The 26,175-nt window shown below is 39.2% G+C and carries 25 protein-coding genes, 1 tRNA gene and 1 other annotated feature; of the genes, 9 read left to right on the top strand and 17 right to left on the bottom strand.

Annotated elements, in window-relative coordinates:
* Positions 1 to 231 precede the first annotated feature (231 nt).
* The 3 genes from IPM62_02065 to IPM62_02055 all read left to right on the top strand — a co-directional run bounded on the left by IPM62_02065 (position 232) and on the right by IPM62_02055 (position 3,801).
* Positions 232 to 2,244, top strand: coding sequence for a cyclic nucleotide-binding domain-containing protein (locus IPM62_02065; protein QQS39375.1), 2,013 nt, complete (start codon positions 232 to 234; stop codon positions 2,242 to 2,244).
* A 491-nt stretch (positions 2,245 to 2,735) separates the two neighbouring features.
* Positions 2,736 to 2,852 (top strand) — a sequence feature (ribosomal protein L10 leader region).
* Positions 2,853 to 2,857: 5 nt separating this feature from the next.
* Positions 2,858 to 3,385, top strand: coding sequence for a 50S ribosomal protein L10 (locus IPM62_02060; GenBank protein QQS39374.1), 528 nt, complete (start codon positions 2,858 to 2,860; stop codon positions 3,383 to 3,385).
* Positions 3,382 to 3,801: a ribosomal protein L7/L12 gene (locus IPM62_02055; GenBank protein ID QQS39373.1), complete on the top strand. Its 420-nt coding sequence runs from the start codon at positions 3,382 to 3,384 to the stop codon at positions 3,799 to 3,801. Before IPM62_02060 ends, IPM62_02055 begins: the two co-directional genes overlap by 4 nt.
* 164 nt (positions 3,802 to 3,965) lie before the next feature.
* On the opposite strand, the gene IPM62_02050 is transcribed toward IPM62_02055, so the two are convergent.
* The 6 genes from IPM62_02050 to IPM62_02025 all read right to left on the bottom strand — a co-directional run bounded on the left by IPM62_02050 (position 3,966) and on the right by IPM62_02025 (position 9,610).
* Positions 3,966 to 4,652 carry a transposase gene (locus IPM62_02050; protein QQS39372.1) on the bottom strand — a complete coding sequence of 229 codons (687 nt, stop codon included), beginning with the start codon at positions 4,650 to 4,652 and terminating at the stop codon, positions 3,966 to 3,968.
* 107 nt (positions 4,653 to 4,759) lie between these two features.
* The gene (locus IPM62_02045) at positions 4,760 to 5,650 is read right to left on the bottom strand and encodes a RimK family alpha-L-glutamate ligase (GenBank protein ID QQS39371.1); all 891 of its coding nucleotides are present in this window, start codon (positions 5,648 to 5,650) and stop codon (positions 4,760 to 4,762) included.
* 151 nt (positions 5,651 to 5,801) lie between these two features.
* Positions 5,802 to 6,674, bottom strand: a complete 873-nt coding sequence (locus IPM62_02040) for a RimK family alpha-L-glutamate ligase (GenBank protein ID QQS39370.1) — start codon at positions 6,672 to 6,674, stop codon at positions 5,802 to 5,804.
* Positions 6,675 to 6,692: 18 nt separating this feature from the next.
* Positions 6,693 to 8,018 carry an ATP-dependent zinc protease gene (locus IPM62_02035; protein ID QQS39369.1) on the bottom strand — a complete coding sequence of 442 codons (1,326 nt, stop codon included), beginning with the start codon at positions 8,016 to 8,018 and terminating at the stop codon, positions 6,693 to 6,695.
* A gap of 70 nt (positions 8,019 to 8,088) precedes the next feature.
* Positions 8,089 to 8,466 (bottom strand): four helix bundle protein, encoded by a 378-nt coding sequence (locus IPM62_02030; GenBank protein QQS39368.1) that lies wholly within the window; start codon positions 8,464 to 8,466, stop codon positions 8,089 to 8,091.
* A 190-nt stretch (positions 8,467 to 8,656) separates the two neighbouring features.
* Entirely contained in the window at positions 8,657 to 9,610 is a 954-nt protein-coding gene (locus IPM62_02025) for a hypothetical protein (protein QQS39367.1), read from the bottom strand.
* An 87-nt stretch (positions 9,611 to 9,697) separates the two neighbouring features.
* Between IPM62_02025 and IPM62_02020 the strand changes: the two genes are divergently transcribed.
* Together IPM62_02020 and IPM62_02015 are read left to right on the top strand one after the other, a co-directional pair.
* Positions 9,698 to 9,967 carry a hypothetical protein gene (locus IPM62_02020; GenBank protein QQS39366.1) on the top strand — a complete coding sequence of 90 codons (270 nt, stop codon included), beginning with the start codon at positions 9,698 to 9,700 and terminating at the stop codon, positions 9,965 to 9,967.
* Between the two features lie 115 nt (positions 9,968 to 10,082).
* Positions 10,083 to 10,550 carry a hypothetical protein gene (locus IPM62_02015; protein QQS39365.1) on the top strand — a complete coding sequence of 156 codons (468 nt, stop codon included), beginning with the start codon at positions 10,083 to 10,085 and terminating at the stop codon, positions 10,548 to 10,550.
* Positions 10,551 to 10,741: 191 nt separating this feature from the next.
* Here IPM62_02015 and IPM62_02010 read toward each other — a convergent pair whose 3' ends face one another.
* The 5 genes from IPM62_02010 to IPM62_01990 all read right to left on the bottom strand — a co-directional run bounded on the left by IPM62_02010 (position 10,742) and on the right by IPM62_01990 (position 18,039).
* Positions 10,742 to 11,113, bottom strand: a complete 372-nt coding sequence (locus IPM62_02010) for a hypothetical protein (GenBank protein ID QQS39364.1) — start codon at positions 11,111 to 11,113, stop codon at positions 10,742 to 10,744.
* Positions 11,114 to 11,214: 101 nt separating this feature from the next.
* Positions 11,215 to 13,611, bottom strand: coding sequence for a hypothetical protein (locus IPM62_02005; GenBank protein ID QQS39363.1), 2,397 nt, complete (start codon positions 13,609 to 13,611; stop codon positions 11,215 to 11,217).
* Complete coding sequence (locus IPM62_02000; protein ID QQS39362.1) at positions 13,604 to 14,290, bottom strand: hypothetical protein; 687 nt, start codon at positions 14,288 to 14,290, stop codon at positions 13,604 to 13,606. Before IPM62_02000 ends, IPM62_02005 begins: the two co-directional genes overlap by 8 nt.
* A 58-nt stretch (positions 14,291 to 14,348) precedes the next feature.
* Complete coding sequence (locus tag IPM62_01995) at positions 14,349 to 16,661, bottom strand: hypothetical protein (protein QQS39361.1); 2,313 nt, start codon at positions 16,659 to 16,661, stop codon at positions 14,349 to 14,351.
* 574 nt (positions 16,662 to 17,235) lie between these two features.
* A complete protein-coding gene (locus tag IPM62_01990) occupies positions 17,236 to 18,039 on the bottom strand; it encodes a hypothetical protein (protein ID QQS39360.1) in 804 nt (267 codons plus the stop codon).
* A 227-nt stretch (positions 18,040 to 18,266) separates the two neighbouring features.
* On the opposite strand from IPM62_01990, the gene IPM62_01985 reads away from it, so the two are divergent.
* A complete protein-coding gene (locus tag IPM62_01985) occupies positions 18,267 to 18,488 on the top strand; it encodes a helix-turn-helix domain-containing protein (GenBank protein QQS39582.1) in 222 nt (73 codons plus the stop codon).
* Between the two features lie 363 nt (positions 18,489 to 18,851).
* Here the strand turns inward: IPM62_01985 and IPM62_01980 are convergent, their stop codons facing one another.
* The 3 genes from IPM62_01980 to IPM62_01970 all read right to left on the bottom strand — a co-directional run bounded on the left by IPM62_01980 (position 18,852) and on the right by IPM62_01970 (position 22,246).
* Entirely contained in the window at positions 18,852 to 19,676 is an 825-nt protein-coding gene (locus IPM62_01980) for a hypothetical protein (GenBank protein ID QQS39359.1), read from the bottom strand.
* Between the two features lie 93 nt (positions 19,677 to 19,769).
* Entirely contained in the window at positions 19,770 to 20,669 is a 900-nt protein-coding gene (locus tag IPM62_01975) for a WecB/TagA/CpsF family glycosyltransferase (GenBank protein ID QQS39358.1), read from the bottom strand.
* 464 nt (positions 20,670 to 21,133) lie between these two features.
* Positions 21,134 to 22,246, bottom strand: a complete 1,113-nt coding sequence (locus IPM62_01970) for a rod shape-determining protein (GenBank protein QQS39357.1) — start codon at positions 22,244 to 22,246, stop codon at positions 21,134 to 21,136.
* A 189-nt stretch (positions 22,247 to 22,435) separates the two neighbouring features.
* On the opposite strand from IPM62_01970, the gene IPM62_01965 reads away from it, so the two are divergent.
* Together IPM62_01965 and IPM62_01960 are read left to right on the top strand one after the other, a co-directional pair.
* Complete coding sequence (locus tag IPM62_01965; GenBank protein ID QQS39356.1) at positions 22,436 to 23,689, top strand: PEGA domain-containing protein; 1,254 nt, start codon at positions 22,436 to 22,438, stop codon at positions 23,687 to 23,689.
* 184 nt (positions 23,690 to 23,873) lie between these two features.
* Positions 23,874 to 23,945, top strand: a tRNA-Arg gene (locus IPM62_01960).
* 141 nt (positions 23,946 to 24,086) lie between these two features.
* Here IPM62_01960 and IPM62_01955 read toward each other — a convergent pair.
* The gene (locus IPM62_01955) at positions 24,087 to 24,569 is read right to left on the bottom strand and encodes a hypothetical protein (GenBank protein ID QQS39355.1); all 483 of its coding nucleotides are present in this window, start codon (positions 24,567 to 24,569) and stop codon (positions 24,087 to 24,089) included.
* An 84-nt stretch (positions 24,570 to 24,653) separates the two neighbouring features.
* Between IPM62_01955 and IPM62_01950 the strand changes: the two genes are divergently transcribed.
* Positions 24,654 to 24,890 carry a hypothetical protein gene (locus tag IPM62_01950; GenBank protein ID QQS39354.1) on the top strand — a complete coding sequence of 79 codons (237 nt, stop codon included), beginning with the start codon at positions 24,654 to 24,656 and terminating at the stop codon, positions 24,888 to 24,890.
* A 10-nt stretch (positions 24,891 to 24,900) separates the two neighbouring features.
* Here the strand turns inward: IPM62_01950 and IPM62_01945 are convergent, their stop codons facing one another.
* Positions 24,901 to 25,635 (bottom strand): hypothetical protein, encoded by a 735-nt coding sequence (locus IPM62_01945; protein QQS39353.1) that lies wholly within the window; start codon positions 25,633 to 25,635, stop codon positions 24,901 to 24,903.
* Between the two features lie 4 nt (positions 25,636 to 25,639).
* Positions 25,640 to 26,173 carry a hypothetical protein gene (locus tag IPM62_01940; protein QQS39352.1) on the bottom strand — a complete coding sequence of 178 codons (534 nt, stop codon included), beginning with the start codon at positions 26,171 to 26,173 and terminating at the stop codon, positions 25,640 to 25,642.
* Positions 26,174 to 26,175: the final 2 nt, after the last annotated feature.

Here is a 26,175-nt window from a genome sequence, read left to right as displayed (position 1 = left end):
CATTAAGTTCTTGTTACCGGATAATTGTTCGATCATTAATTCATCTCATGAGTTTTTATTAATTTAAAAAGTATGTTCTTTGTTTTAACTAAACCGCAGTATTAAGTACGTAATTTTAGTAAACACCATATCACACCTCTTTGAATAAATTAGTTAAGGTTATTAGCTAACTACCTAAAAGTTACATATTTTGAATCTGTAATTACACCCGGGTACCTTTATAATCAAAACATGACCGAAGATACACATAGTACTATACCCACTGTCCAAAACCCCGAACAACCTCCAGCTAAAAAAACGGACACAATGGCGGTATTATTACTAAAAGACTCTCAACAAGATCGTATCACGAAAAGACACACGTTTTGCAAAGAGGTAAAACCAAAGCTCAAAGAAATTATGGGAGATAAATATCACACTATAAACGAAGTTGGAACTCCTATCGAAAAAGGTGGAAATGATCACGATTTAAGAATATTTACCAATTCCGATCTGACAGACGACGAAAGAACCCGCGTGCTTGAATTAATAAGTGGTTATGGCCTTAATTCGGAAGTCTTTTTTTCCGATAAAAATGAATTTGTACATGGTGGATTCAAAGAAGCAGTTACGGCCAGAAAATCAGGCGAGTTTATCGCCGAAAAAGGTTACGATCCCGAAACGGCGAGTATTATTCTTGGTGACAATAACGATTACTATACGGGGCTGGCTGTTTATCTTGCCTCATCGATGCGGGATTTCGACGACGAAGGACATACTAAACCAAGCGAAATTGGTAACGAAGCTCTTAGTAATATTAACCTCACTCAACAAGGTGGTGTCGGATTTGCTAATCTTTATATCGCTGAATTTGTACACGATTATGTTCACGCAGGTAGCGAAGATGAATTCCGCGCGTTATCGGATGCAAAATTGGCAAAATATTTAGTTCGAATAAAGCTTGGGAAACTAATTGCCGAAACCAACAAACGAAGTTTAACTAAACTTAAAAATGATTACGCCTCAGCAGTCAGGAGTGCTCTTGAACAAGGTATTAGTCCTGATGAAAAATTAGCCCAGCTTGTTATTGACAACGATAAATCATTATCCGATGAAGAAAAAAGTTTATTGGAGGAAGCAGGCAAAGTGCGAACAACAAAAAGTCCGACATCTACCGGATTTCGCTCACGGGTAGTTGGAAGTATACTTACCGATTCGGCACTATTGAACGCAGACAAAAAACACGGAAATGAAGACGCCTTCAGAGCGCTATCAAATTATTTGTTGGTTGAATCTTTATCTGCTCTTGACAGCGGAGTTAGTTACGAAACGGTAAATGAAAATACCACCTTAACAACAGCTGGAGAAAATAACGACAATCTTTACGTTGTCCCCTTTAATAAAAAGGATGGGAACAAAAATCCTCCTCTTAACGTTTCCGCTACATATCAGAATCAACAAGTAATAACAAGAAACATAGAACCTGGTAGAATTGTCGGTGCGTTTCAGGCTTTGTCGAGCGAGGAAAAAAATGCAACCGCAACCGTCACAACAACCAGTGAAACCGAATTTATGATGATTAGGGGTGAGGCAATTAGAAATATTCTTAGCTACCCCGCTTTGGCTAATGAACTATTCTCAGGAAAAATTAAATCAAAAGAAGCAAAAGCACTACATATTCTTCTTACACAACTCCCCTACACAATGGTACAAACGCTTGGTGAAATATCAAAATATACCAGTTCTCCCAATCCCGTTGAGCTACACGACAAGATTGTAGACAACAACCCTCTGTCAAATTTTTACGATCCTAATAAGTTTTCTGCAATTATTAATGATGCCATTAATCAACACGAATCAGATCCTGATTCCCCACTTACCGTAAGACAGTTTGACAGAAAACAAGTCCTCTATCACCAAGGTTCACCGGCAAACGGAAAATTGTATTTTGTCCGTACGGGCGCGGTGCAAATTACAGGAGTTGGGAAAAATGTAGATGGAGTTCCAACCGACATTATTTTAGAGAAAGGGTTTACAATCGGTGAACACGCGTTGTACGATTCCCAAGCGGTACGTAGCGCCAAAGTTGAGGTTGACGAGGGCACAACTTTAGTTGAAATCGATGCGGATTGGTTGATGTCATACGCTTTAAGTAATCAGAAAATTACTGCGGAAGGAGCAAGTGATGTTACAAGCGCTTTTATTTTGTATCATCTCGCCGCCCTAACAGCCGGACGTGTATTGCAAAGGATCAATAGTAATTAGTGTGTATCACCCCAAGGATGTCTATTGTTTTAGCTAATTATAAATTTTCCCTATGTCTTTTTTAATAGTAAGCGAATCATTTAATGGTTAATAAAAAAAATAATTAATAAACAATATGTAGATAAGAAACATAGCTTCGATTCGCCCAAAATACTTACTTCCACTTATTCACATGACCTTATAATATAGATCTATTTATAAAACATAAACAATGTCTCGCGATTTTTTATTGGCACAAATGAAATAGTGATATTTCGCTTAGCGGCAATTCAATTGTTGAAAAGTTAAGCTGTGTAGGACTACTTATCCCCGTCTCACAGCCTATTTTTCCTCATACATCTTTCTAAGCTCTGATTTACTTCTTAGGGAAATCTACACCTTCGGAATTCTCCCAAAGTTTTTGATAGTACGGGGGAAATTAGGTGCGGAAAACATGCCCTACTTACTTTCGAGTTTATTAAACTGTCTATCTTGACCTAATGCAACTATTTACATATAATACCTTAAGTCCAAAGACAGTAGGCGATTTGTAAGTCCTACCGAGGCGAATTTTATAATCATTTTTGTTTGATTAAATTGACGCTTCGAAGCGTCTTTTTTTTGTTTAATTTACATGAATAAAGTATCCAAAGAAAAATTTGTAAGCGACCTCGCCAAAGAAATAAAAGCAGCCAGCTGTGTTGTGTTGGTTGACTATATGGGTTTAACCGTCAAACTTCAGCAAGCTTTAAAATCCGAACTATCTAAAGTAAATGCTACGATGGTAGTTGTCAAAAATACTTTGTTTAAATTAGCCGCCGAAAAAGCCGATGCACCAAAAGAGACAACCGATACAGCACTAGTGGGACCGACAGCTATGGTTATTACAACGGGTGACCCGATTGCACCTTTGCAGGTACTAGGCAAATTTTCCAAGGTCAACGAACTTCCTCAGTTTAAAATTGGAATTGTTGAAAACGTATTCCAAAACAGTGAAACATTGTTGAAACTGAGCACGCTTCCTGGAAAAGATGCTCTTTTTGCCCAAGCTCTCGGTGCTATCGCCGCACCACTTTATGGAATTGTTGGTACATTAAATGCCCCCATGCAGAAATTAGTATATGTATTAAGTGAAGCGGCGAAAGGTGGTGACAATTCATGACAGACGAGAAAAAAGAAGATAAAGCGTTAAGCAAAAACGTCGAAAAACTAGTTGAGGACATCAGTAAACTTTCCGTAATGGAATTGTCAGATCTAGTAAACGCTCTGCAAGACAAACTTGGCGTATCGGCGATGCCGGTTGCACAAGCAGCGGCTCCCGTTGCAAGCCAACAAGGTGCCGAAGCAGGTGCAAGCGAAGGTTCGGGTGGAGGTGGAACCGTAATTTTAACAGCGGTGAAAGACAAGGTCCCGACCATAAAAGCCATCAGGGAAATTAACCAAAACATTACTCTTCCTGACGCTAAAGCAATGACTGAAAATCTTCCGGCAGAAATCGTAAAAGATGCTAAACCGGATGCAGCTAAAGAAGCTGCTGAAAAATTAAGAGCAGTCGGTGCAACAGTTGAGATGAAGTAATCACTTTATCTTTAACAAATACTTAAACCCGCTTGTAGTTTTGAACACAACAAAGATTACCAAGCGGGTTTTTTAGTGGCAACCTTCTTTTCCAACCCCCGGGGTTGTTTTGAGGCTATTCTAACCCCCGGGGTTGGAATTAAAAGAATAAGCATTTCTTTATTTTATTTTTCATGCAGATCCAATGACTTTTTTATCTTACTTAATTCTTTTTGATAATCACCTCGCTCTTTCATAAACTCACAATATCCATCTCCCGTCTCAAACAGGTCATAAATCAGCTTATTATTTACCAACTCGTCTTCTTTTGTTCCCAGATAACTTCTTATCGAGGAATAAGGAAAACAAAAAAGTTCATCAAAGTCCTTAATACCACCTGACGCGTATGGGTTTAGGTGTATATATCTCGTCAGATGAAGTAGTTGCTCATGCGATTTAATTAAGACAGCCCTAAATCTTTGCGACAATAAACCTCCTCGTCTATTGTGTTTTTTATTAAAATATTTTGTGTAGCTGTTTTGGAAGTCACCTACATACTTCGAGATACCTCCGTCAACCTTTTGTCTTAGCAACAAATGAAAGTGATTTGGCATTAAGCAATATGCTAAAAGATCTACTTTTCTTTCGTCTTTAATATTTAGCTCGTTTGTAATTCGTTTTCTGTCACAATCAGGCATTTTATTCAAAAGCGTAGAAAGACAAACAGGTAGATGTTGAAATTGATAATACCAGAGTGTTATTTTTGCACGCTCATACTCATCTGGCGAAGTGAACGTAACCTTTCTGTTGGGTTCACGATTAAAGACATGATAATAATAACCGCTTACCAACGGCTGTTGTCTCTTTGGCATAAATAAATAATATATCACGCAAAACAAATCACCAATATGAAGAATTTTCTCACTTCCAACCCCCGGGGTTGTTTTGAGGCTATTCCAACCCCCGGGGTTGGAATTACTTACTTTGCTACAATCTCTTCAAAATACTTAATAATTTCTTCTGCTGCATTTATGTTTGTATACTTTTCAAATCCACTAAACTGCGGACCAGGATTAATTTCAAGTACATACGGTTTTTGACTGTTTTGATGCAACATGATGTCGACACCTGCAATTTCTGTCTTGGTTACTTTACTTAACTTCTCGGCCAATAATCTTATTTCCGGGTAATTATCCAGGTTAAACTTAGTTCCAATTCCTCCCTGGCTTATATTACTTCGAAATTCCCCCGCCTTCTGTGGTGTTCGCTTCATTGCTCCAAGTGCTTTGTATCCAATTGTAAAAACACGTATATCTCCATCGTTTGGAATGAATTCCCGAACAACAAACGACATCGACACGTTTTTTAGATTGCCGATAATTTCTTTTACTTTTTCAGGAGAGTCTGCTTTAAACACACCTTTCCCCTGCCTGCCTGAAGCGGTTTTTACTATAACGGGAAATTCGAACTGTCCCGCAATCTCATCAACCGCAGATTCCGTCAATAAAATTGCTGATTTGGGAAAGGGAATAGCATTCTCTGTTTGCCTCAGATAATCCATCGCTGGTGAAAGATAGTATATATAGGAAGGATCAACCACTTTGGCGTTTATTACTTTTTTTCCCTGTTGAGATAAATAATAACAAGCCGTGTACCATTCCCAGCGACGCTTGCTTACCGCCCACAAATAGATAAGGTCATACGAAGTAATATTTTTACCGATTAAATGAACTTTGAATTCGTCGTTTTGCGCATTAAGTATTAAGTCAGTAGAATAACATCCATCAACTTGATGACCGCGTTTTTCCCCTTCTTCCTGAAGACGTGTTAGTTGTGAATTATTAACTAATCCTGCGATTAAAATTTTCATAAATTTGCAAATGACTAAGGACTAATTACTTAATACTTGAACCTACCTACCATCTACCATCTACTATCTACCATCTACCATCTACCATCTACCATCTACCATCTACTATCTACTACCATCTACTATCTACCATCTACCAACTACCAAATACTTAATATGCATTACCAATCGCATGCTCCATGTAAATTCGTGCAATGTTTTCACCCGTTGCCTTTTCCATTCCGACAAATCCGGGGGTATGGTTAACCTCCAAGACGTAACGCTTGTTGTCTTTGGTTATAAGTAAATCTACTCCGGCGACAGACATATCAACCGCAGCCAAACCTCGCTTCGCCAGTTCCTTTCCCTCGTCGTCAAGTTCGAAAGTTTCAACCGATCCACCGAGTGAAAAATTAGCACGAAATTCACCTTCGCCCGGAATTCGCTTCATCACAAATAATTTTTCGCCAATAATAAGGACTCGCAAATCGTGTTCGTAAGGAATATATTGCTGGACGATAAATCTTGAGGCTGATTTAAGCATGTCGTTTTGTGCGTTTGAAATGATTTCCGCCAACCTTTCCTTATTATCGGCCTTAAAAACACCGGCGCCCTTTCCGGCTCCAACTAATTTAACAATCGCCGGATAACCCACTATTTCGCATGCTCGGTAAAACTCATCAAAGTCGTGACAATGGAAAGTATCGGGTATAGGAACATTATTCAAAGATAATTTAATTAGATCGGTTACCTTATTTATTGTGTATTGATGCTCACAATAGTTGTTGTCGAATACTTTTATTCCTCGTTTTCTGTAGTCGTGAATTAAAGCAACAATCGGAGCTTTGTTGACTGTCACTCCTTTAACGACAACCACATCGGGATTAGGATTACCCAGATTGTCAATCGACAACTTAGTGTCTCGAATCGAAAAAGTAAATTTGCTCAAATCAACAAGGTCACATTCGTGCCCCATCGCACACGTTTCGTCTTTTAGTCTCTGCATCTCGATTGATTGCAAAGTTGTAATCAGTTTAACTTTCATAATTATTAATAAGTTTGTTTATCCTTCTTTAATTTCCTTCAAGCGTTCAATTATATCAGGATCAACAAGCATTCCTTTCAAGTTCTTTCTACCAATTATAACAGGATACTTTAAAGCCATGCGTTTTGCTACACTTGCTGGCGTTGTAATTTTTTTGCCTGCAAGAAAGAATGTTAGTTCGATTACAGGCCTCTGCTCAGCACCAAGTGAGCTTTTTACTTTTTTGTCCCACAGTATATTTGTTTCAGTCATTAGACCAAGTTCTTTGGCAAGTGACAAACTTATCGACGTTCTCCAAGCACCGGTATCAAGTTTCGCTAATACTTTTTTCCTCTGCTTTTTGAAACGCCTCCCTTTGATTTTAATTTCTTCGATAGCTTTCACTGTTTTGATGCCCTCGCTTGCTTTTACCCGATCGGCAAAAACTGAAGCAAATAGCGCTTTGGCTATTTTTACGCCATGCTCGGCGTCTCTTACTTCCAAATCTTCCACTTTCTCGAGGCGTTTTTTCAAACCTGCCGTATTGGCAAGCTGTATTTGTAATCCCGGTTGATAGTTAAGCTCCAAAACCATCGGCCCCTTTTTGGGATGCAGAACCAAATCGGCTCCCATATAGCCAAGACCCGCAACATCCTGACACATAACCGCAATTTTAAGAATCTGATCCCATTTCGGAATTTTGATTCCATGCAGTTTGCGCTTTGTTCCCGGTTTATATTTAATAAAATGACCTTTCCAGTAAGCTTTGGTTGTTATACCTGTTGCAATATCAACTCCGACCGCAATTGCTCCCTGATGTAAGTTTGCTCTTCCACCGGATTCTTTCGTTGGAAGTCTAAGCATTGCCATTACCGGAACTTTATTAAAAACAATAACACGAATGTCGGGAGTTCCCCGAAAGGCATACTTTCGAAAGGCTTTATGCCGTCCTACGAATTCCTCTATATACGCCCAATCCGGTACGTTTTGTATACTATATGCCCCCTCTAGAATATCAAGAACATGTAATTTCAAATCTTCCTGGGTAACCCTCTTTTTATCCGTTGTAATCCATCCCGTTTTGTCGCTCGTTCGCTTTTTAGCTATTATTATTCCTTCTCCCCCTAAACCTTTGTTGGGCTTTAATGCAAATGAATGTGGAAGTTTTGACCAATCATAGTTAATAATCTTATGCGGTTGTGAGAAAATCGCATATCTTTCCGGTACGGGAATCCCCGCTTTTCCCAAAATACGCTTTGTTTTTAATTTTGATGTAGCAATCGATTTTCCGCGTAACGAATTATACGGATATGAAAATAATGTTGTTCTAGCGTTTAAACCTAAAATAGAAGACCTTTTTATCATGGTAATATTAAAAATGAAATATCAAAGATCAAATAATAATTCAAAACTATATATCATATATCAAATACACTTATTTTCTTTTCAATGTTATTATACTTGAAGCAAAAATCTTTGAAATTTCTTCAAGTTCTGTCATTAACATTAAAGCTTCTTTCGACTCGCATTTATTTGTATCTCTAAGTAAGCTTATCCATATCTTGCTTTCATTTGCGCTTTTAAGAGAGTGGTTAAAGTAATTTATATAATCTTTCCTGCTACTTGCTGATTTTCCCTCAACGTAATTACTCAGAATACTTGTTCCGCTGCGTGCTAATTGATTTGATATGACTTTTGTAATCATATCACGCTCATTTAATGAACCAATAAAATTGGTTAGCTTCAACACAAAATTATACAGACGATCCTGAAAATTTTTCTTTAACTTACCTGCATTTGACGTAATCACCATGCTAAATACAAATTTTCATCAAAAATATTTATGATTTCAATTAATAATTCTGCTGTCAATTTTTTAATATTTAATATTATATTTTTGATATTTGGCATTTGGTTCATTCACTAGATTAATTAGAAATTAGAATTTAGAAATTATAAATATTTGATATTTGATTTTTAATATTATATTTTTAATCTGTATTCTATCCTGATATGAGTTTCCTAAATCTCCAAAGTTCAATAAATCTAAGTCCCACAAATCGCCCGAGGAGAATATCTATCAGGGCAACCGATATCAAAAATATCTCGGGATTAAGCAAAGCAAAAGCTCTCACACCCTCTAAGGTTAGAAAAATAAAAGAAACCAAAGCAAGGATCAAAGTTTCCGTTGTTAAGTTTATAGCCGTTCTGGCGCTTTTTCCCAATTGCACTTTCGAAAATTCTTCAGCCAAAAGAACGAGAATCAAAACCGGAAATATAGAAACGCTTGTTATATCGGGTTGCCTTAGAATTGGAGCGGCAAACAAAACAAGCAAAACGCCAATTACGACAAACCAAAGAATAAGCGCCATTCGCGGTAAGTATTGCAATTGTATTTTCGACTTATGCAAAAATATTCTCGCCCCCATCGATATCGCAACAATAATTAAAAACAAGCCGATTCCGGCAACAGGTCCGATTGCCAAAAACACAACGGAAAGCGCTGCCGGCAAAAATATTCCAAATCCGCGTATCCCGATCAAATGCCTCGCGCCGGCAATTATAGCCGCAACCGCAGGAAGCAATAAAAGTAGAACAATTGTATTCGGCGGTACACCAACAGATACCGCTGAACGGATGGCATATTTAACCGGATTAAAAGGAAACATATTGCCCAGTTTTTGATTAGCTAAAATTATATGAAACGGGCTTGCTGTTTCCTCGGTTCTTTGCGTTATGTCGGGTTTGGGAGTAGGAATAGGTACCGATGTTACCGTTAGTGTCGCCGAACTCGTTGCCTCGAACTCATTTGTTTCGATTTGGTCAGGTGCCTGGCTAATTTTTAAAGATTTAGCCTGAGGAATGGTCACATCCTGAGCTTTAACAGGTATACACAAGAAAAAAAACAAAACAACAAATATCGGGGCGGCTGTATATAATACGACTTTCCTAAACATGATTAATTATACTATGAATGAAGATTTTGTTGTAGGAAATACCTTAATCGGTTGACAAGTTGGTGTATTAATGAAACAATTATGCATATGGAAGATGAAGGTAAATCCAAAATAAGCCCATTAGAAGAACCAGCACGACCAACTGGTCCTGTTGGTGGTAATGAAAGGACTAGAAGCTGGAATCCATTTAGTAAAAAAGATAAATCCGGAGGAGCAGGAAAAAATACAGATTCAAAAGCCGATACTCGATCAGTAGAAGCGCAATATAATCGTACTTGGGGTAGGAATTCTGACGACGATAAATTTTCTGAAAATGCAACTGACGACGCTTTCAAAAGAACTAAAAGGCCTAGGTAGTACCAAACAATCAAATACTTATATAATTCAAATTGTCTTAGCAGGGGTCTTCAAGCGTTAACACAATCTTCATTTTTAATTTCTGAAATAACTGTCTTCATGCTAAAATAATCTCATGGATAATTCTTTACTTACTTTGATCGACAAATCACCACTTTCTCCCGATGACAAAGAACATTGGAAACTGATTCTTCCAAAGCTGACAGACGACCAGAAGGAACAACTTCATCATAGTCTTTCTGTAAAAATCGATATCGCCTCAGCAAAAGCTGCAATTGATAGAGCGCTAAAAATTATCGCCGACGCCGAAGCCGAAGCAGGTGAATATCCCCCGTCTGAAGACGTTACCAATAAAGCCAAGGAAGAAATCACAAAAGAAATTGAGACAAATAACCCCATGATGGTCGAACCTACAGAAATAACAAAGGAAGAGTTAACAAGCCATAGTAATGTAGCCCAAGAACAACTTGAAAAACTCCGTGCAGAATTGGCACAAATTTCTCTTGATGCGCACGGGGCTCCACCTCCGTCAGCCACTAAAGCTCCTACACAAGTATCTCCGGGATCGGCTATCCCGCAATAACACAGTCAACGCAAAAACGTTTTTGTAAGCCAAGTCAAAAAGGTAACTCGTGTTTTCGTTGGATTATACGGTAACATGTAAGCTTTCTAAAAAACCACCGCTTAAATACAAGATAATATTTGATATACCACAATAAGTTTGCATCTTACAATTTCTCACGAGTTGTTACTTGAAGATTTTAAAATTATAATCTAATCTCTCGAAGAATTTGTTTCGTCGGGAGTTGGATTATCAAACGAGTTATTTGGGTTTATCGCTTGTCTAACATGTGTATCCATAGGATCGCTTGGGTCTACCACTTGTCCACCGCCAATGCCCGACGGATTGCTTTGATTTGCTTGCCCTCCCCCAAACGAAGTACTGTCTGCAACACTCTGGGTATCATCAACTTGTGTATTTACATTAGAACTAGTATTGCCCGACAAACTATTCTCGATTTTTTCAAGAACAGATTCCTCGTCCTCGTTTGCATCATCAAGTTTTTCTTTCACCTCACCCAAATTCTCACGAATTGCGGCAACAGGATCGCTTGGCTCGCCTATTTCTTTTGGATCATCATTCATATTAATAAATTTATTAAAAGCGCCCTTATCATACTAACTTTTTAGCAAATAATCAAAGAAACTCTCTTATGGTAGCACAAACGTATTGTTACATGCTGTCATCACGGCGCCACTTCGCGCCAAGTAACTTGTTTTACTCTTAAATTCCTAGGGTAATTAATAATGACATCGGGAGCAAATTCAAATACTTCAGCCGGGGTAAAAGTATTAATCGACAACTCGCGGTTTAGAGAAAATGTGTTTGCGACAACCGTTCCGCGAACCAACAACTGCTCGTCAAGCGTCCCCAACGTCGCATCCGTATTGAAATTACCCTCTGCGTAGAAAATACCTTCCAATTCGGGTTCCGAAGCTGCTCCTGCAAACGCTGTATCGATCACAATGTTTCCGTTAACAACTGCCATGAAAAAGCCACTTCCATCATTAAAATTGATTTTCTCTCTAAGTGTTAGATTTCCGTTAACAAACAGCACGACTTTGTTGTCTCCAAGATTTTGGACTCCATCAATTGAGAGCGGTCCATCACTATATAGCCATCTGTAACCATTAATTAAAGCTCCAGAATTTAAACCATTTGCAGCAACTGTGTTCGTGACAATGGTTCGACCGCTTTTTATCTCGCCGGATAGTCTGTTCTCGAAAAATGCATAATTATATTCATCACTTGCAAGAAACGTATTCTCAACCTGCCTGTTGTGTGAACTTACATTAGGCGGATTGGGGTTGATGGTATTAGTTGAAACGGCAATTCCCGGTATTGAAGCACCATCTGTAATTAAAACCGGATTACAAGCTGGAAGCGTACATGTTGTGGGTGAAATTATGGACAATATATTCCCTTTCGCCATTATGCTTCCACCAATCGACTGCCACCAAGCAGAAGGATTAGTAACGTTCACCGTAGCCGATGCTGGATTTGGTGTACACATTATATTACCCTCGTCGAGCATTGCTCCAAAAGCAGAAATATTACTTACTCCAATCGCATTACCATACAAAGTTGCACTAAACCCATCCGCTTTATTGCTATCGGTAAATTGATCAACATATGTACCCGAATCCGAGTTGAAATCTGCAATCGAGGCATCATCTACCATATATTGAATTCTATCTATATCACCGTTGGTCTGAATCAAACTAGATGTTGTTATATTTGCCATTCCTCCAATAGATATATTAAGAGGGCTCGATAAAGTTAATTGACAACTAACTTGTTTTACGGTAAACCAAGCGTGGCTAATTGAACCACTGGCAACAGTACAATTAACCGTTCCTAACCCGGAATTTACGCAACCAGGACCCGGTGGTAATGCAACCGGTGCACCCCAACCCACTGGCAGACTATCAGTCTTGATTGAAACATTATAAATTCCATCGGGTAGTCCACTAAATTGATATAAAGGCTCCGGATTACAAAGTTCCCCGCCTGCACCATCTTCATTAACTTTCACTGTGTAGATTTGCCCCGTAATCGTGTTTACCGCTTGGACAAACAATCCGTCAAGATACTTCTTCGCACCGGTACAAGTTGAAAATGCTCTGTTGACTATGTAGCCTTCTCCAAGCGTATCATCCAATACACTGTTCCCATTATCATCGTTATACACTCTCCCTATAATCGTTCCATTGTATGGCATCTGAAAATCGTTAGGACATTCATCGGTGTCATCAGCTGGACTGAATTCGATCGTAGCACTCATGTGAATATAATCTCCCGGATTTAAGGGTTGTAGTTGTGCAGGATTAATATTGCAGTAACGGTCATATCTCGCTCCCGGTTCAGTTCCCGGTCCGCCCGGCCAGGGTTCACATGAAGTACTAAAGGGACTTGGTTGATTTGTTGAATAACTCACAATCGATACTCCTGCATCCCACATATTATTGTTTCCGGCATCTCGCACTATCATCCTTACAGGATCACTACCGTAAAAATCTTCCTCGCTATATCCTGGAGCAAACGTAATTCCACCACACCCCGTAATCGGTGTTCCACCGTCATCACAAAAACATGTGCCATTTGGTGCCCCAACGCATAACTTTGATGGCTGTGCCGGACATTGTTGATCACTTGAGCAAGACGTACCACAACCACTTCCGCCTGACGGAACGGTGGGAACAGGTGTAACTCCGGGAGGAAGTGTGGGGACAGGTCCAACACTACAACCAGCAGTAGTTATACATTGATTGAAACCTGCACACTGGTTACTCATTGTACAATAATTTGTTGTTGTACCGTCTACACATCTTGGTTCGTTTGCTTCATTCCATCCACAAACACCTGTTTGAATCCATGAACATCCTCCTGAATTGGTTACAGTACCATCATCAACACATGTCCACGCATTCGCCATATTCCTGGTACATTTATATTTTGTATAAGAAGTCGAACCACTTCCTGAACAAGCTTGTGCATTTACTCTGGATGGTGAAATATTCCATATTAAAAATGCCAAAAATATCGCAATAATTAATTTTGTAGATCGTTGCATTTTATTCATAGATAAGCATTCCTGTTATTAAAGGTGTACAAGTATACTTTTTGCTGGATTCTCCAACCTTTTGTTTAAGGTAATAAAAGAAACTTCGATTTGACGCTTCTGTTAAATAATTATTATAGAAATTATTACAATTTTCAAAATAACTCTTCCTTTCAGACAAACTTTCTCTGTTTTTCTCTGAAATTCCATTATCCAACAAAGACTCGTTAATTTCAGAAATTACTTTATTTGTGTCATTTGCTCCCCAGAAAACGATCTCAGCATATTTGTTTTTATCTGATTTTAATTTTTCCACTAAACTTGAATTGAGTACTGAAACTACAGGATTGCTATCAACTTTAGCTTCGTATAGCTTTCCATATGACCCATACCATATATAACTTTCATCCCTGTCAATCTTGCCCAAGCTAAACAGCCTTAAATCATCACCGAAATTAGCTTTAACATAAACTCTCTCATCTTGTTCAAAAACATCAACTATTTTTACGATATATGTTAGAGAGTCATCATGTCCGATTGTTTGAAGTCCACAAATCACTTGTTTGTTCGGTAAATCTGTCAAAGAAAATGAAAACTGACAATTTTTTTTATTTGAAGAAAAAACAATGTAACTATATATCAAAATAGTAGCCGCCAAAAAAACAGTTAGCAGGATAATAAAGATGGCAAATCTCTTCATGAATACATATTATCAGAAAGAAGACTTCCTTGACAATCATTCACAACACTTATTATTTTCACTGGGATCCCTCATAAACACCAAAGTTTATAACAATAGGCACTTTGGGTGGATTTCTATAAATATCCGTTGGGATTCCGCCTCGAAACACGTAAGACGGATCACCAGACGTTCCGTCGACCATATTGTCTTCATCCATTAGTTCAAGTAGCGGATTAACAAGAATTCTATCCTCCCGATCGAGGCGGAATGCAATATCAGATAACTCAGCGATAGCGGCAACACCCGCCTTATTAAGCGCGCTAATGTATGCTTCTGAACCCAGAGGATTTATATCATGAAGTTGCGTTGACATTACCAATACTCTAATTGGATTATTCTGACTTGATTCAGTTAGCAAATTATAAAATTTGTCAGCCGGTAAAGTAACTAATCCTCCTCGAGTTGTGTTGGTAATCGGTGGGTGAATATTGGTATTATCAGCAACAAATACATCTGTTTTCCCCCAGAACGGATGCTTATCTGTATCGGTAAATCCTGTAGTAACAAGATACACAAATGGATCCCCATTCTTATCTTTTGCTCCAAGTACAAGATAAAATGCTTCCTCATCTGAATAAATAACATTACCATGTGTGTTAACAGTTTCGCCTGCCGGTGCGAAAAACCCCCCCAGATATACAGGTGTTGCAGTCAACGACTGTTGTTGATAGGTTAAGTCTCCCAATCTTTCTTCATTAACACCACTAAACCATGTATCTCCTATACCAAATCGCATACCTCCTCTATCCCTATCTTCAAAATGACCAACTTGCTCATTGCCCAAATCAACATTCCATTGATCTGGATGTTCAAAGAAGCTTTCTATATTTACGTTTATCAGATTAAAATTATTCATATATTCATGCGGTAATCCTATCTGTGACTCAAAATCTACATCCAACCTGGCTTCAACTGGTGCCACCAATCCTCCAGTAAATGTACCATCCGGCAACAGAGTAACCACAAACTGTTGTCCTTCCGAATTTGTATATGTAATATTACCTCCATTGACCCCTGAGTAAATAAACCCTGCCGGTACACCTAGATCACTTTCATTTAGTGGTGTACCATTACCTGCCTGGAAGGTTCTTTCTCCAGGGTCTTCTACCCCAGTTCTCATCGTCACGGGTACAGTTGGTGTGGGCACCGGTGTCACAACACCTGGTCCATATGTCACGGGCAATTGCACCAAAGTAATCCATTTCGTAGGATCGTAAGGATCGACATAGCCAGTAATTTTTCCTTCACTATCCACTCGTGCGATCGTAAGTTCAGATTGACCCGATATAACATTACCGTCCAGGTCGGTTGCGGGAACCAAGTAGTTATCAATCAAATGCTGGCCTTCACCAGCACGATAATGAACAACAAAATCGTTTAAACCCGCTTGATCGTCCACACTGTTTTTGATTGGCGGAATACCATCTTGGACAATACTATCAAGAGATCCTCTATAAATATGTATTTCACGAATTGTTGGGTTACGGGGATCACTACCACCGTCAGTCACCATAACGCCACCCACATTTTCTGAATTGAAAGGACCCGGATTTACACTTTGATCCAATCCTGGTCGCCAAGGTTTAACATTGTCGACCCACGCCTCTGCTCCACCATACCCCGTGCCTTCATCATATTTTTGATTTATGTCTCCCAGTCCTCCATTAGCGTCATATCCAATCGCATTTTTTCCGGCAACATAAACCCCTAGATCTTGACTGTTCAATGTACCAAGCGGACCGGATGGAATATTAAACTTTTCTCTAAACTGCGCTTCACCAGCGGGTAAAGATGGCACCTCGGGCTGATCCATATTTTCTACCTGTGACGTAGGTACCGATGTAATCGTCGCCGGTGCAGGAATAGTATTATCTACCTCACCCGTACCGGTCGGACGTGGATTATCTGTCGGCTGATTAATATTTGGGGGACTGACCGTACATCCCATCACTTGAGTTGCTAAATAAAGTGCACCACCAAACAATGCTACTTTGGGTGCCATATCTGTCCTTATCGCACCAGCTTGTCCGGAATCGACAGGGGGAATAGTATGTGAGGAAGTTGTTTCACGGTTACCCGCCACAAATGGCGCAGGAGTCATATGTTTATTCACCAAGGCGACATCAGATCTTGGTTGCATAAAAGGTAACGGTTGTTGAGGTAATGTCGGAGTTCTACCGCGTACATCAATAGCTTTAGATCTCTGGTCGGGTATGTGGTAGCGAAACATTGTCGGCTGATCCATCACCGATTCAGGAAACGCAGTTTGCCGCATTGCACCATCTGGCATTGCTACATCGATACTTGAATGTCTGTCGTTATCTTTCATATTAAAACAATTACTTTTAGCTAAAACTTATCTCCATTACACCTATCACAAATTTGGAAATATTATACCACAAATTCCATGTTATAGGATATGTCTACATACATCTTGTGTAGCACAAAAAACCCCCATGTAGGGGGTTATACGATTATACAAATCATGCCGGATGAGTTTATATTTTGGTCTCATCTGATAATATAGTTACTCTTCAATAATAATAAACTATACCTCTATCTAGCACAATTGGAATATTTGCATTTCGCACATTATCACTAGACTAATATTAACATCATAATTAATCAAAGAAATTGGAACAAGAAATCTTACCCTTTCTGCTGGAGACGGGAAACCTACCTACCTGCAATACTTACGGTATAGCTTCTATGGACGGATCTACCTGCAATGCAAAACATATAGTTAATAAAGTAGAACCTGTCCATTACGCTTTAGACACAACTGATGAAGTGGAACCCACCCGCCTCGCCAAGTGTATTCAATATTCGCTATCCGACATACTATATTCCATATTCAGCCTGCATTACTTACAAACTTCATTTCTTCAGACAAATTCCCCAGATCACTTGACAAGTTCTTCGAGGTTTATGATCTTTGTCTCCATATTTAAATTTAACACCTGTGAATAATCACTTCCCCGCTCCGATGAATTCATGAGCGTAAACTCGCTATCTCCGGGAATTTTTTCCGTCACTGCCCCCGTGAGAAATCCGACATTCAGTTTATAATCGGGTCCGGCAGTCAAATAAACAACAACTACCGTTTCTTCGCCACTTACCTTATCAATCAGGACATCGTAATAGACTTTGCGGTCTGTATTAAAAAAATCAGACGCATAGTCTCTTCCCAGTGTCGCAAGTGAACCCTTGCCCGCATCGAGGAAAAATATCGCTTCAGGCGCAAGTTTGTAATCCTTGGTATATTTTCCATTATCACTTGTTGTGGTAATTTTCGATCCCGATATCTGCACGATGCCGTTTATCTCCTCATTCAGGGTATATTTATCATTGTCGAAGGTCAAAACATACAAAACTTCCATGTTCAAAAGAGAAGCCGGTTTGTACAAAATCTTTGCACCCTCACCTTTTCGAATATCGCTTTTATATAAATAGGATAAGTTGAGAAATCTGTCGCTCGCACTGGCCGCTTGTTGAGGTGTTTTCGTAAATAATGATCTTGCGAGTAATCCCGTAGTCACAATTGATCCAAAGGTGACAATTAAAGCAAGGTATAGAACCGGGCTTTGGGCAAGTCTTTTACTCGAAGTCGCGTGATAAACATGTTGGCTGGAACTAACCTCTTCGGGCTGAATAGGTTGCGGATAATTATTCTCATTATTTTGGGCATGTACTTGATCGTCAAACATGGGCATTACTTTCGTTATTTCATATTAGCACAAGTAAATTATTGTGTAGATATCCGATAGATTGTTTCCCCAGAAAGCCTGTCGGATAAGTATAAATTATTGCATCTTGTGGTTTTACTTTGCAATTCCATCTTGACACGTTTACCTCCTCTTTGATACATTGTGAATAACTTAAGTAAGTACCTAGCCTCGCAACTAGAACAAATAGCATACAAAGGATAAAAATGATGACAGATAAACTAAATAAGAAGAATTTGAAACTAGGTGAACTTCCCGATCTTCTTACCGTACGCGAGGTTGCAGAGCTTCTTCGTGTATCACCACTTACCATCAAACGATGGGGCAAACGTGGTAAATTACCCGCGATTAGAATCAACTCCCGAGGAGACAGAAGATACAAAAAAGAAGCAGTTTTGTGGCTACTTGGTATGCAAAGCGCAACCGAATAAGATTATCCCCAGCCAACTCCTGACAATAGTATTGTATTAAACAATACTCCGCGGACTAGATTGTGTGATAACCTTTGAAATCTTTGTTGTGACTATTTTACATGCATGCAGTAAATCATACGGAATTGCCGAAAAGTGAAAACAATTATGCATTTCGTATTGGGTTTATAAAGAACATTCTATATTATTTTTCCCATCTGATTTAGTCGTTCCGCACGTTTATTACTCTAGTCAACCATTTGACAAACAACCACTGTTTAGTCTGTGGTTTCTTCACATTACTAAACAAGCTTGTTCAGTGCTTTGCTCATCAGCAGGCTAATATCTAAAGGATTTTCGCGTATCTTGAATGACATTATCTAATTAATGAAATTCATTCCATATTTTACTTGCTATCGATTGCCCCAAAGCATTTGCCAACCTGTGGTCATGTGCTGTTTCGGTTCCAAATACTTTCTTTCTTACAACAGCAATTGGCTCAGCAAAACGACCACTGTGTAAAAGCAAATACGCATCTAAGTTTAGCCTTCTTCCATTCATGTAACTATTACCCGTCAATACGCTTGCTACTACTCCCCAGACGTGATATGTATCTCCTATCTGATCACCTGTGTCAGTCACATCTGCAAGCGAAAGCGCTAACTTTTGCATTTTATCCGGACCTGACTTAATACCCATTCTACTGTCCATATTTCTTCCAATCCCTCTAATTCCTGCGTGCAGTGCAATCGCACACGCCGTTGGATACGGTCCGATCTTTTCCAGTGCAAGCACGAATTGCTCATTCAAGGTAAGTGGTCTACCCATGCGATCTGCATTGTCGCAAATATTTTGCACGAGGCATTGTGCAATGTCACTAGGAAAATACTTTTCATCAACATATGTCCCAGGGTCATCTGAGAAAGCTGCAAAGGACGCCAACAAATTTCTAGGATGAATATTACCATGACTCCAGGGTACATTTTGCCAATAATGTGGTTTAGTTAAATCGAACTTCGCTAAACGCGCCCTATATCCCAAGTCGTTTAACATTTGCCGTGCTATTATGTCCAAATTTCCACCGGGAACCCAGACTTCATTTTTGGGCGGATGTGCAGCAATGTGATTTGTTTTATGATTTATACCTCCTCTTACTGCAGCCTGGAGATTACGAAACACTTGAGAATACGATACAGTTTCAACTGTCATATTAAAAAAAGTCAAACATCGCTAAGTATTACTGTAATCAGCTTAAGAAAGTTAGTTAATTAACGTGTTTATATTTTTGCATACTACAAAGTATTATTGAGCTAATTTGGCTTTGAATATGTCATACGGAAATACGACACATGCGTTAAATACTCGCTTAAACCTCCATGGTTCCGTAACCAGCCTCCACATAGCTTCCAATCCGAGATTTTCTACCAACCTGGGTGGAAGTTTGGATTTTCCGGAAATAAACTTGAATGACCCACCGACAGTCATGGCTAACCCCACCGGTAATTTGTTAAGGTTGTCCGCTATCCACTTTTCCTGCTTGGGAGCTCCAAATGCGACAAAAAGCATGTGCGGTTTATATTTTTTTATACTCTCAATTACCGCTTCGTTAAGTTTTATATCAGCAGGTGTAGCCGGTTGTGCGTTTAATGTGAGTAGTGGTCCTTCTTTATACATAAATCTTACATGCACATATTTTTTCTTCAGTTCATCTACGGCTTCTTTGGCCTCATTGCCGCAACCGCCGAGAAAATATACTTTCCACTTTCGCTCATTAGCGAGTTTGACTAAATCGACAAACATTTCTCGACCCTTGATTAAATTAATATCTTTAGTCAACCATTTTTTATTAATTAGAATTGATAGACCTATAACAATGCCTTGAACGATAAACAGAGGAAACCTCGCAATCTTACTTTTTGGACAATACATTCTTATAAATTTGACTGCTGCAATTAGTCCTATGCCGTCAGGTAAAACGATATGTGCAGACTCCAGTATGTTGGAAAAACGCTTGTCACGCATCGCTTGTAGAGCAATTTCGGCATTTGGAGTTACGATTATCAGCCGACTATTTATTGTAAGACGCTCAAGCACCGTTTTTAGCACTTTTTGTCTTGTAATGCTAACACATCCGATGTTAGTTAATATCCCAATATGTTGGTTTATTTTAGACTTTGACATCAAGGTATTTTTACTATTCATGCCTATATGATTCTTTACTATCTTACAAACTTTTCAAACAAACAATGTAAATTTATCATTTAACTACAACCTGCCTTGACCTACATACTAAAACGGTTCGTAAAAGCTGTATTATACTAGATATATAAAGTGATATTTTACATCCTATATATATTTTTCATCGTTTTATCCATCTTTTAATTAAGTGGCAGATGTAAAATTCACTTAATTAATTTATAGGTTACTAATATTTATATTAGAATAAATTATGTACACATATTGTATACAAATATTACGCAATTTTTAGCTTTGTATTGTTACCACTTATCCCCAATTGATCCTCAATGACTTTTGAATTTATTATACATACTATAAGGTATGTATACACCTTAATTGACCATCTTTCGTTTACTAGCAAAACGACGTATTTGTACAATGGTAAATACATACCGGTAATATTTCAATCCAATATAGTATTTATATTATTAACGTTTTGTCGATACACTTCGTTTCCATAATTCGATGTTTTCCAGAACAACCCCTGTTCCCCGGACTACTGAGTACAAAGCGTCTTCGGCAACATGCGACGGAACTCCCGTTTCGTCGGTTATTAATTTATCGAAATTTCTCAGTTTACTTGTCCCTCCACTCATAACAATACCCTTATCAATAATATCTGCTGCAAGCTCGGGAGGCGTATCTTCTAAAACACCTTTAACAGCACCTATAATCTGCATTAAAACCGGCTTCATCGCCTCGGTGACTTCTGTTGATCCAATGACAACACTCCGCGGTAAACCAAAAATCAAATCCCGACCTGAAATTTCAATCGACTGTTCCTTGTCAAGCGTTACTGCCGACCCGATTTTAATTTTGATTCGCTCGGCTGTTTGGTCCCCAACTATTAGATTGTGTTTTTTCTTTAGATACTCCTGAATTGCCTCATCTAGTTTATTTCCGGCTACGCGAACGCTTTTGTGAACCACAACTCCACCTAGCGAAATAACCGCAGCCTCTGCCGAACCTCCACCGACATCCAAAATCATATGTCCTGAAGGCGCGGATACCGGAATTCCCGCACCGATAGCGGCAGCCAGTGGTTCATCAATCAAATACGCATGTGCAGCGCCTGCTGCCAGTGTAGCGTCTAAGGCCGCTCTTCTCTCCACTTGAGTACACCCGGCAGGCACACATATCATGACATCGGGCTTGAAAAATTGAACGCGTGCTAAAGGTAAATACTTTAAGTAGTTTGATGTACGTGCAGTTTTAGCTTTGTTTTTATCTTTTCTTGACTTAACACGTCCTTGATTGTCAATCACCTCAGACGATTCGTAAGCTTTTTGGATAAAATACCTCAGCATTGCTTTGGTAACCTGATAGTCGGCGATTACGCCTTCTCTCATCGGCTTAGAAGCTATCAATGCCTCAGGTGTCCGTCCCAACATCTTTTTTGCCTCCCTACCAACTGCAACAACCGCACTATCGTCTGCGGAAATCGCGACGACGGTTGGTTCATTGGATATTAATCCTTCACCAACTACCCACACCAAAGTATTTGCTGTACCCAAATCAATTGCTATTTGTTTTCTAAACATCTAATTACTTATATTAATCTCTGTGATATACATAGTATTACTAAGGAAGTAATATGAAATATTTATTTCTGATTAATTATCTCATTTTACGACATTTAAGTAGGTATTATTAATAGGCAATTTACCTTAAATGTACATGAACATCAAATAGAGTTGAAAAACTCCCCCAAATAGTCTGTATAATAAGTTATGTCGACAAAAAAGAGCAAAGGGTTTTCCAAGATTAATCTGATTAGACTCGGGCTTTTTTCTATTACCGGGATAATTGTTATCAGTGTCGCTACAGTACTTGGCTTGTTTGCCAGCGGATACCGTTTTAGCAAAGATACGGGTTTATCACCACACGGACTCCTGGCAATAAAATCACAACCCACCGGCGCCCAGGTTTTCGTTAACGGTGAAGTAAAATCGGCCACAGACGATACGATTCCCCTTGTACCCGGCAATTACGATATTGAAGTTCGAAAAGATGGTTTCATGACGTGGTCAAAAAGGCTTACACTGGAGGCAGAAATTGTAACTGAGGTAAAAGCGCAGCTTTTCAAACTGGCTCCTTCTCTAACTGCCGCAACCTTAACCGGCGCTTTGAATCCGACACCCTCCCGCGATTTCACCAAAATCGCTTATGCAATACCACCTCAAACAAGCATTGTTAATCCCGCAAACGACAAAAACGGTTTATGGATTTTCGAAACGATTAACTTACCGGTTGGTTTTTCGAGAGAACCGAGAAAAATTACGGACGGTGACTTAACTAATTCAACCTGGATTTGGTCACCGGACGGACGGGAAATTTTGCTTACGACACCCAAAGGTGCATATTTAATCAATTCCCAATCCTTCACGCCCCAAAACGAACGGATAAATATTACCATCCAAAAAGAATTAATTCTGAAAGAATGGGAAACCGATTGGGCGAAAATAATTAATTCACAAAAAGAGGAGTTACCGGACGAGCTGGCAGAAATCTTAAATGACAAAGCAAGTCAGGTTTTGTTTTCTCCCGACAACGACATGGTTATGTATTTGGCGAGCGGGTCAGCAACCATAAAAGACAACTTAGTAAAACCATTTCCGGGATCATCTACCCAAAAACAAGATCGTAATATCAAAACGAATCATACATATGTATACGATATCGAAGAGGATCGGAATTACCTGATCGATGACACCTCGGAAGGATTAATAATTGAAGGTGGATATAGTGATACAAACAATACCAAAAGAGCAAGCTGGTTTCCTACCTCGAGAAACATAATTCTCGCAGACCGCGACAAAGTTGTCATTATGGATTATGACGGAACCAATCGACAAACCGTATATTCCGGTAATTATATTTTGCCCTACGCATTTCCGACGGTAAGCGACGACAGGTTAATATTGCTTACTAACTTTGGCGCTACAGATACTTACCCCAATCTCTACTCCGTGAGTTTGAGGTAGGTTTATTCCTAATCCCATACGTAAAAACACTGAATTTCATAATCTCTTACAACCTTAAACAACCATTCTCAATGTATTCTTGTTATAATACATGTTAGGCATAATGCTCTCGTGTTTAATGGATAAACGGGCTTAATCTAATTGTTTAAGCCACAGAATTTACTATCACCACTTGGCATTTCATGCCCTCGTAGTTTAATGGATAAAACAAGCCCCTCCTAAGGGCTAGCTGCAGGTTCGATTCCTGCCGAGGGCACTATTAGCAGCACAGCTGCAGGGTCCAACCCTGCAATCAATAATTCCACAACTGCAGGGTCCAACCCTGCAATCATTCCTACTCCAATTACTTAACCCCAACAGCCAAATTATAAATCCCATCCCCTACCATCATTACTATTTAATTACCATCTAATTTCCCTGAAGAAGTTGACGTATTTGCTTCGTTCATATCTAAATTAGAAGAACCTGTCGCGACGTTTTCCTTGCTGTAATTTGCCAGACAATCAATTTTATCTCCCGAGCAAATTACTCCCATTTCCCGCAAATAGCCATTTACCTCTCCTACCAATTCATCGTATTCTAGTTGATATTTCTCCGCTTCATTTTGTGCGGCAACAACATCCGTATCGTAACTAGTTAATTTTGCATCCAAAGATTCTCTCTGATTTGTCAGATTGTTGTTCTGGATAAATAGATAAACACTTGACGCACAAAAAAGTACGAATAGTAAAGTCACGATGACAAAAGGTAACTTGTAAGTCCGCTGGGTATTTACAATTGTATGTGATTCGTTTTTTTCCGAATCTTCCTCGGCGTGTATTTCCGTTTGTAATTTATCCGGTACTTGAGGCTGATCGACAAGATTTGTTCCTTTGTCCATAGTTTAAGGATATATAAAACATAACCTGATTACAATCTTAACTATTGTTTTGCATTTCTCCCTCAGGATAGTTATAATTCCACTATGACAGCTGATAGACAACACGATCTTCCCCCAAGAACGAATGAAACTAAACAACAATATGTTGAAAATCTTATGGGTGTAGAGCCAACTAATACTGGAGGGGTTGTAGCTATCGGTAATAGGAGCGATGTTATTATTGCTTCCACTACATCAATACAGGCGCCACAATCAGCATATTCAGGTAGCCCGGAAGATAGACACGCAAATAGAACAGAATCAATGAAGGAGACCCGTTAAACAAGAAGTATTAGTCATTCTCATCTGAAGGTCTTCTGCCTATTGAATTTATAAAACTACTCCATAATTCAAGCGGATCTGTATCTGTCCTTTGAGCCTCAGTCACATCAGTTCTAGCAACCCTACCACCATGTTTAGGTTCTCTATACTCATCCCCCGGAGTCATATTGGGTGCGTTCTTATATGCCTTTTTAATCACAATATACCCAGCAACTAACGCCACAGCAGACACAGCTCCTCCACATATTGCCGGTAGTATATAAGGATTAGGTGCTTTATGTTCATCCATCTGATGTTGCAAATCTCTTGCAACCCTGGCTTGCATTTCCTCCAAAGTCATATTTTCAAATACTGTTACTTCTGGCACTACTTCCGGTTTACAAACTTCACTAGAATTTCCTCCCATTGTGGATAAACCTCCATTGTCGATTATTTCCTGAATCTTCTCCTTATCCCCACCCACAGTTGTTCTCCATGCAAGATAAGTTCTTAATGCCTCAGAGTCTAAATTACTTGCCCTGCATCTATCTGGATTAGGAGTCGGCTCTACCTGCGCAGATATATTTTGTCCATCTTCATCTCCCGCATCCACTTGCACTGTATGGTGTGGATTTTGTGGTTCACTTCCATAGGGTGGTTGTTGGGAAACTTGGGCATCAGTACCAAAATAAACAGAAGACCCATATGCAATAAAGGTCGGTACATTCTTTGCAAATATTATTAACTCTCCCAATCTATCTTTCATATTATTAATAATCTCCTTCACTTTGTCGGACCTTTAGTCCTATATATATTAATCCTCCACAAGCAAATGCCATACCCAACCCAAAGAAAGGGGGGAATAACGGTTCCCGTTTTCCATCTGTTGTCACAATGGGTTTGTTTTGTTCTAACTGATTATGTAATGCAGCCATCTCACGATCATCCACACCCGCAAGAAAATCATCCACGGTCAAATCAATCGTTTCTTCTCGTGGACATTTTTCGGCAGAATCGCCTCCCATTGTCGGAAGCCCTCCATTTTGAATAATACGTTGCATACCATCTCTGCCAACAACGTCCATCCACGACAGAAATACCGACTGAGCCCCAGGATTTAAATTCCCTAACGTGCAATCTTGCAATTGTTCTACTTGTCCCACTTGGTGTGTTACTTGTGGTTCACTTCCATAGGGTGGTTGTTGGGAAACTTGGGTATCAGTACCAAAAAAAACACCAACACCGTATGTTGCCAACGCAGTTACATTTCCGAAAAAATTAATCAAAGGCGATCTATCTTTCATAT

The organism is Candidatus Woesebacteria bacterium (assembly GCA_016700095.1).
In the GTDB taxonomy this organism is placed as follows: Bacteria; Patescibacteriota; Microgenomatia; order UBA8517; family UBA8517.
The sequence above is the reverse complement of the archived record's forward strand: the minus strand, read 5'-3'. Positions and strand labels throughout refer to the sequence as shown.

What these genes read in the sequence shown, in the direction of transcription:
- IPM62_02065 (QQS39375.1), top strand. Translation starts at nt 232, where the DNA reads ATGACCGAAGATACACATAGTACTATACCCACTGTCCAAAACCCCGAA.
- IPM62_02060 (QQS39374.1), top strand. Translation starts at nt 2,858, where the DNA reads ATGAATAAAGTATCCAAAGAAAAATTTGTAAGCGACCTCGCCAAAGAA.
- IPM62_02055 (QQS39373.1), top strand. Translation starts at nt 3,382, where the DNA reads ATGACAGACGAGAAAAAAGAAGATAAAGCGTTAAGCAAAAACGTCGAA.
- IPM62_02050 (QQS39372.1), bottom strand. Translation starts at nt 4,652, where the DNA reads ATGCCAAAGAGACAACAGCCGTTGGTAAGCGGTTATTATTATCATGTC.
- IPM62_02045 (QQS39371.1), bottom strand. Translation starts at nt 5,650, where the DNA reads ATGAAAATTTTAATCGCAGGATTAGTTAATAATTCACAACTAACACGT.
- IPM62_02040 (QQS39370.1), bottom strand. Translation starts at nt 6,674, where the DNA reads ATGAAAGTTAAACTGATTACAACTTTGCAATCAATCGAGATGCAGAGA.
- IPM62_02035 (QQS39369.1), bottom strand. Translation starts at nt 8,018, where the DNA reads ATGATAAAAAGGTCTTCTATTTTAGGTTTAAACGCTAGAACAACATTA.
- IPM62_02030 (QQS39368.1), bottom strand. Translation starts at nt 8,466, where the DNA reads ATGGTGATTACGTCAAATGCAGGTAAGTTAAAGAAAAATTTTCAGGAT.
- IPM62_02025 (QQS39367.1), bottom strand. Translation starts at nt 9,610, where the DNA reads ATGTTTAGGAAAGTCGTATTATATACAGCCGCCCCGATATTTGTTGTT.
- IPM62_02020 (QQS39366.1), top strand. Translation starts at nt 9,698, where the DNA reads ATGGAAGATGAAGGTAAATCCAAAATAAGCCCATTAGAAGAACCAGCA.
- IPM62_02015 (QQS39365.1), top strand. Translation starts at nt 10,083, where the DNA reads ATGGATAATTCTTTACTTACTTTGATCGACAAATCACCACTTTCTCCC.
- IPM62_02010 (QQS39364.1), bottom strand. Translation starts at nt 11,113, where the DNA reads ATGAATGATGATCCAAAAGAAATAGGCGAGCCAAGCGATCCTGTTGCC.
- IPM62_02005 (QQS39363.1), bottom strand. Translation starts at nt 13,611, where the DNA reads ATGAATAAAATGCAACGATCTACAAAATTAATTATTGCGATATTTTTG.
- IPM62_02000 (QQS39362.1), bottom strand. Translation starts at nt 14,290, where the DNA reads ATGAAGAGATTTGCCATCTTTATTATCCTGCTAACTGTTTTTTTGGCG.
- IPM62_01995 (QQS39361.1), bottom strand. Translation starts at nt 16,661, where the DNA reads ATGAAAGATAACGACAGACATTCAAGTATCGATGTAGCAATGCCAGAT.
- IPM62_01990 (QQS39360.1), bottom strand. Translation starts at nt 18,039, where the DNA reads ATGTTTGACGATCAAGTACATGCCCAAAATAATGAGAATAATTATCCG.
- IPM62_01985 (QQS39582.1), top strand. Translation starts at nt 18,267, where the DNA reads ATGACAGATAAACTAAATAAGAAGAATTTGAAACTAGGTGAACTTCCC.
- IPM62_01980 (QQS39359.1), bottom strand. Translation starts at nt 19,676, where the DNA reads ATGACAGTTGAAACTGTATCGTATTCTCAAGTGTTTCGTAATCTCCAG.
- IPM62_01975 (QQS39358.1), bottom strand. Translation starts at nt 20,669, where the DNA reads ATGAATAGTAAAAATACCTTGATGTCAAAGTCTAAAATAAACCAACAT.
- IPM62_01970 (QQS39357.1), bottom strand. Translation starts at nt 22,246, where the DNA reads ATGTTTAGAAAACAAATAGCAATTGATTTGGGTACAGCAAATACTTTG.
- IPM62_01965 (QQS39356.1), top strand. Translation starts at nt 22,436, where the DNA reads ATGTCGACAAAAAAGAGCAAAGGGTTTTCCAAGATTAATCTGATTAGA.
- IPM62_01955 (QQS39355.1), bottom strand. Translation starts at nt 24,569, where the DNA reads ATGGACAAAGGAACAAATCTTGTCGATCAGCCTCAAGTACCGGATAAA.
- IPM62_01950 (QQS39354.1), top strand. Translation starts at nt 24,654, where the DNA reads ATGACAGCTGATAGACAACACGATCTTCCCCCAAGAACGAATGAAACT.
- IPM62_01945 (QQS39353.1), bottom strand. Translation starts at nt 25,635, where the DNA reads ATGAAAGATAGATTGGGAGAGTTAATAATATTTGCAAAGAATGTACCG.
- IPM62_01940 (QQS39352.1), bottom strand. Translation starts at nt 26,173, where the DNA reads ATGAAAGATAGATCGCCTTTGATTAATTTTTTCGGAAATGTAACTGCG.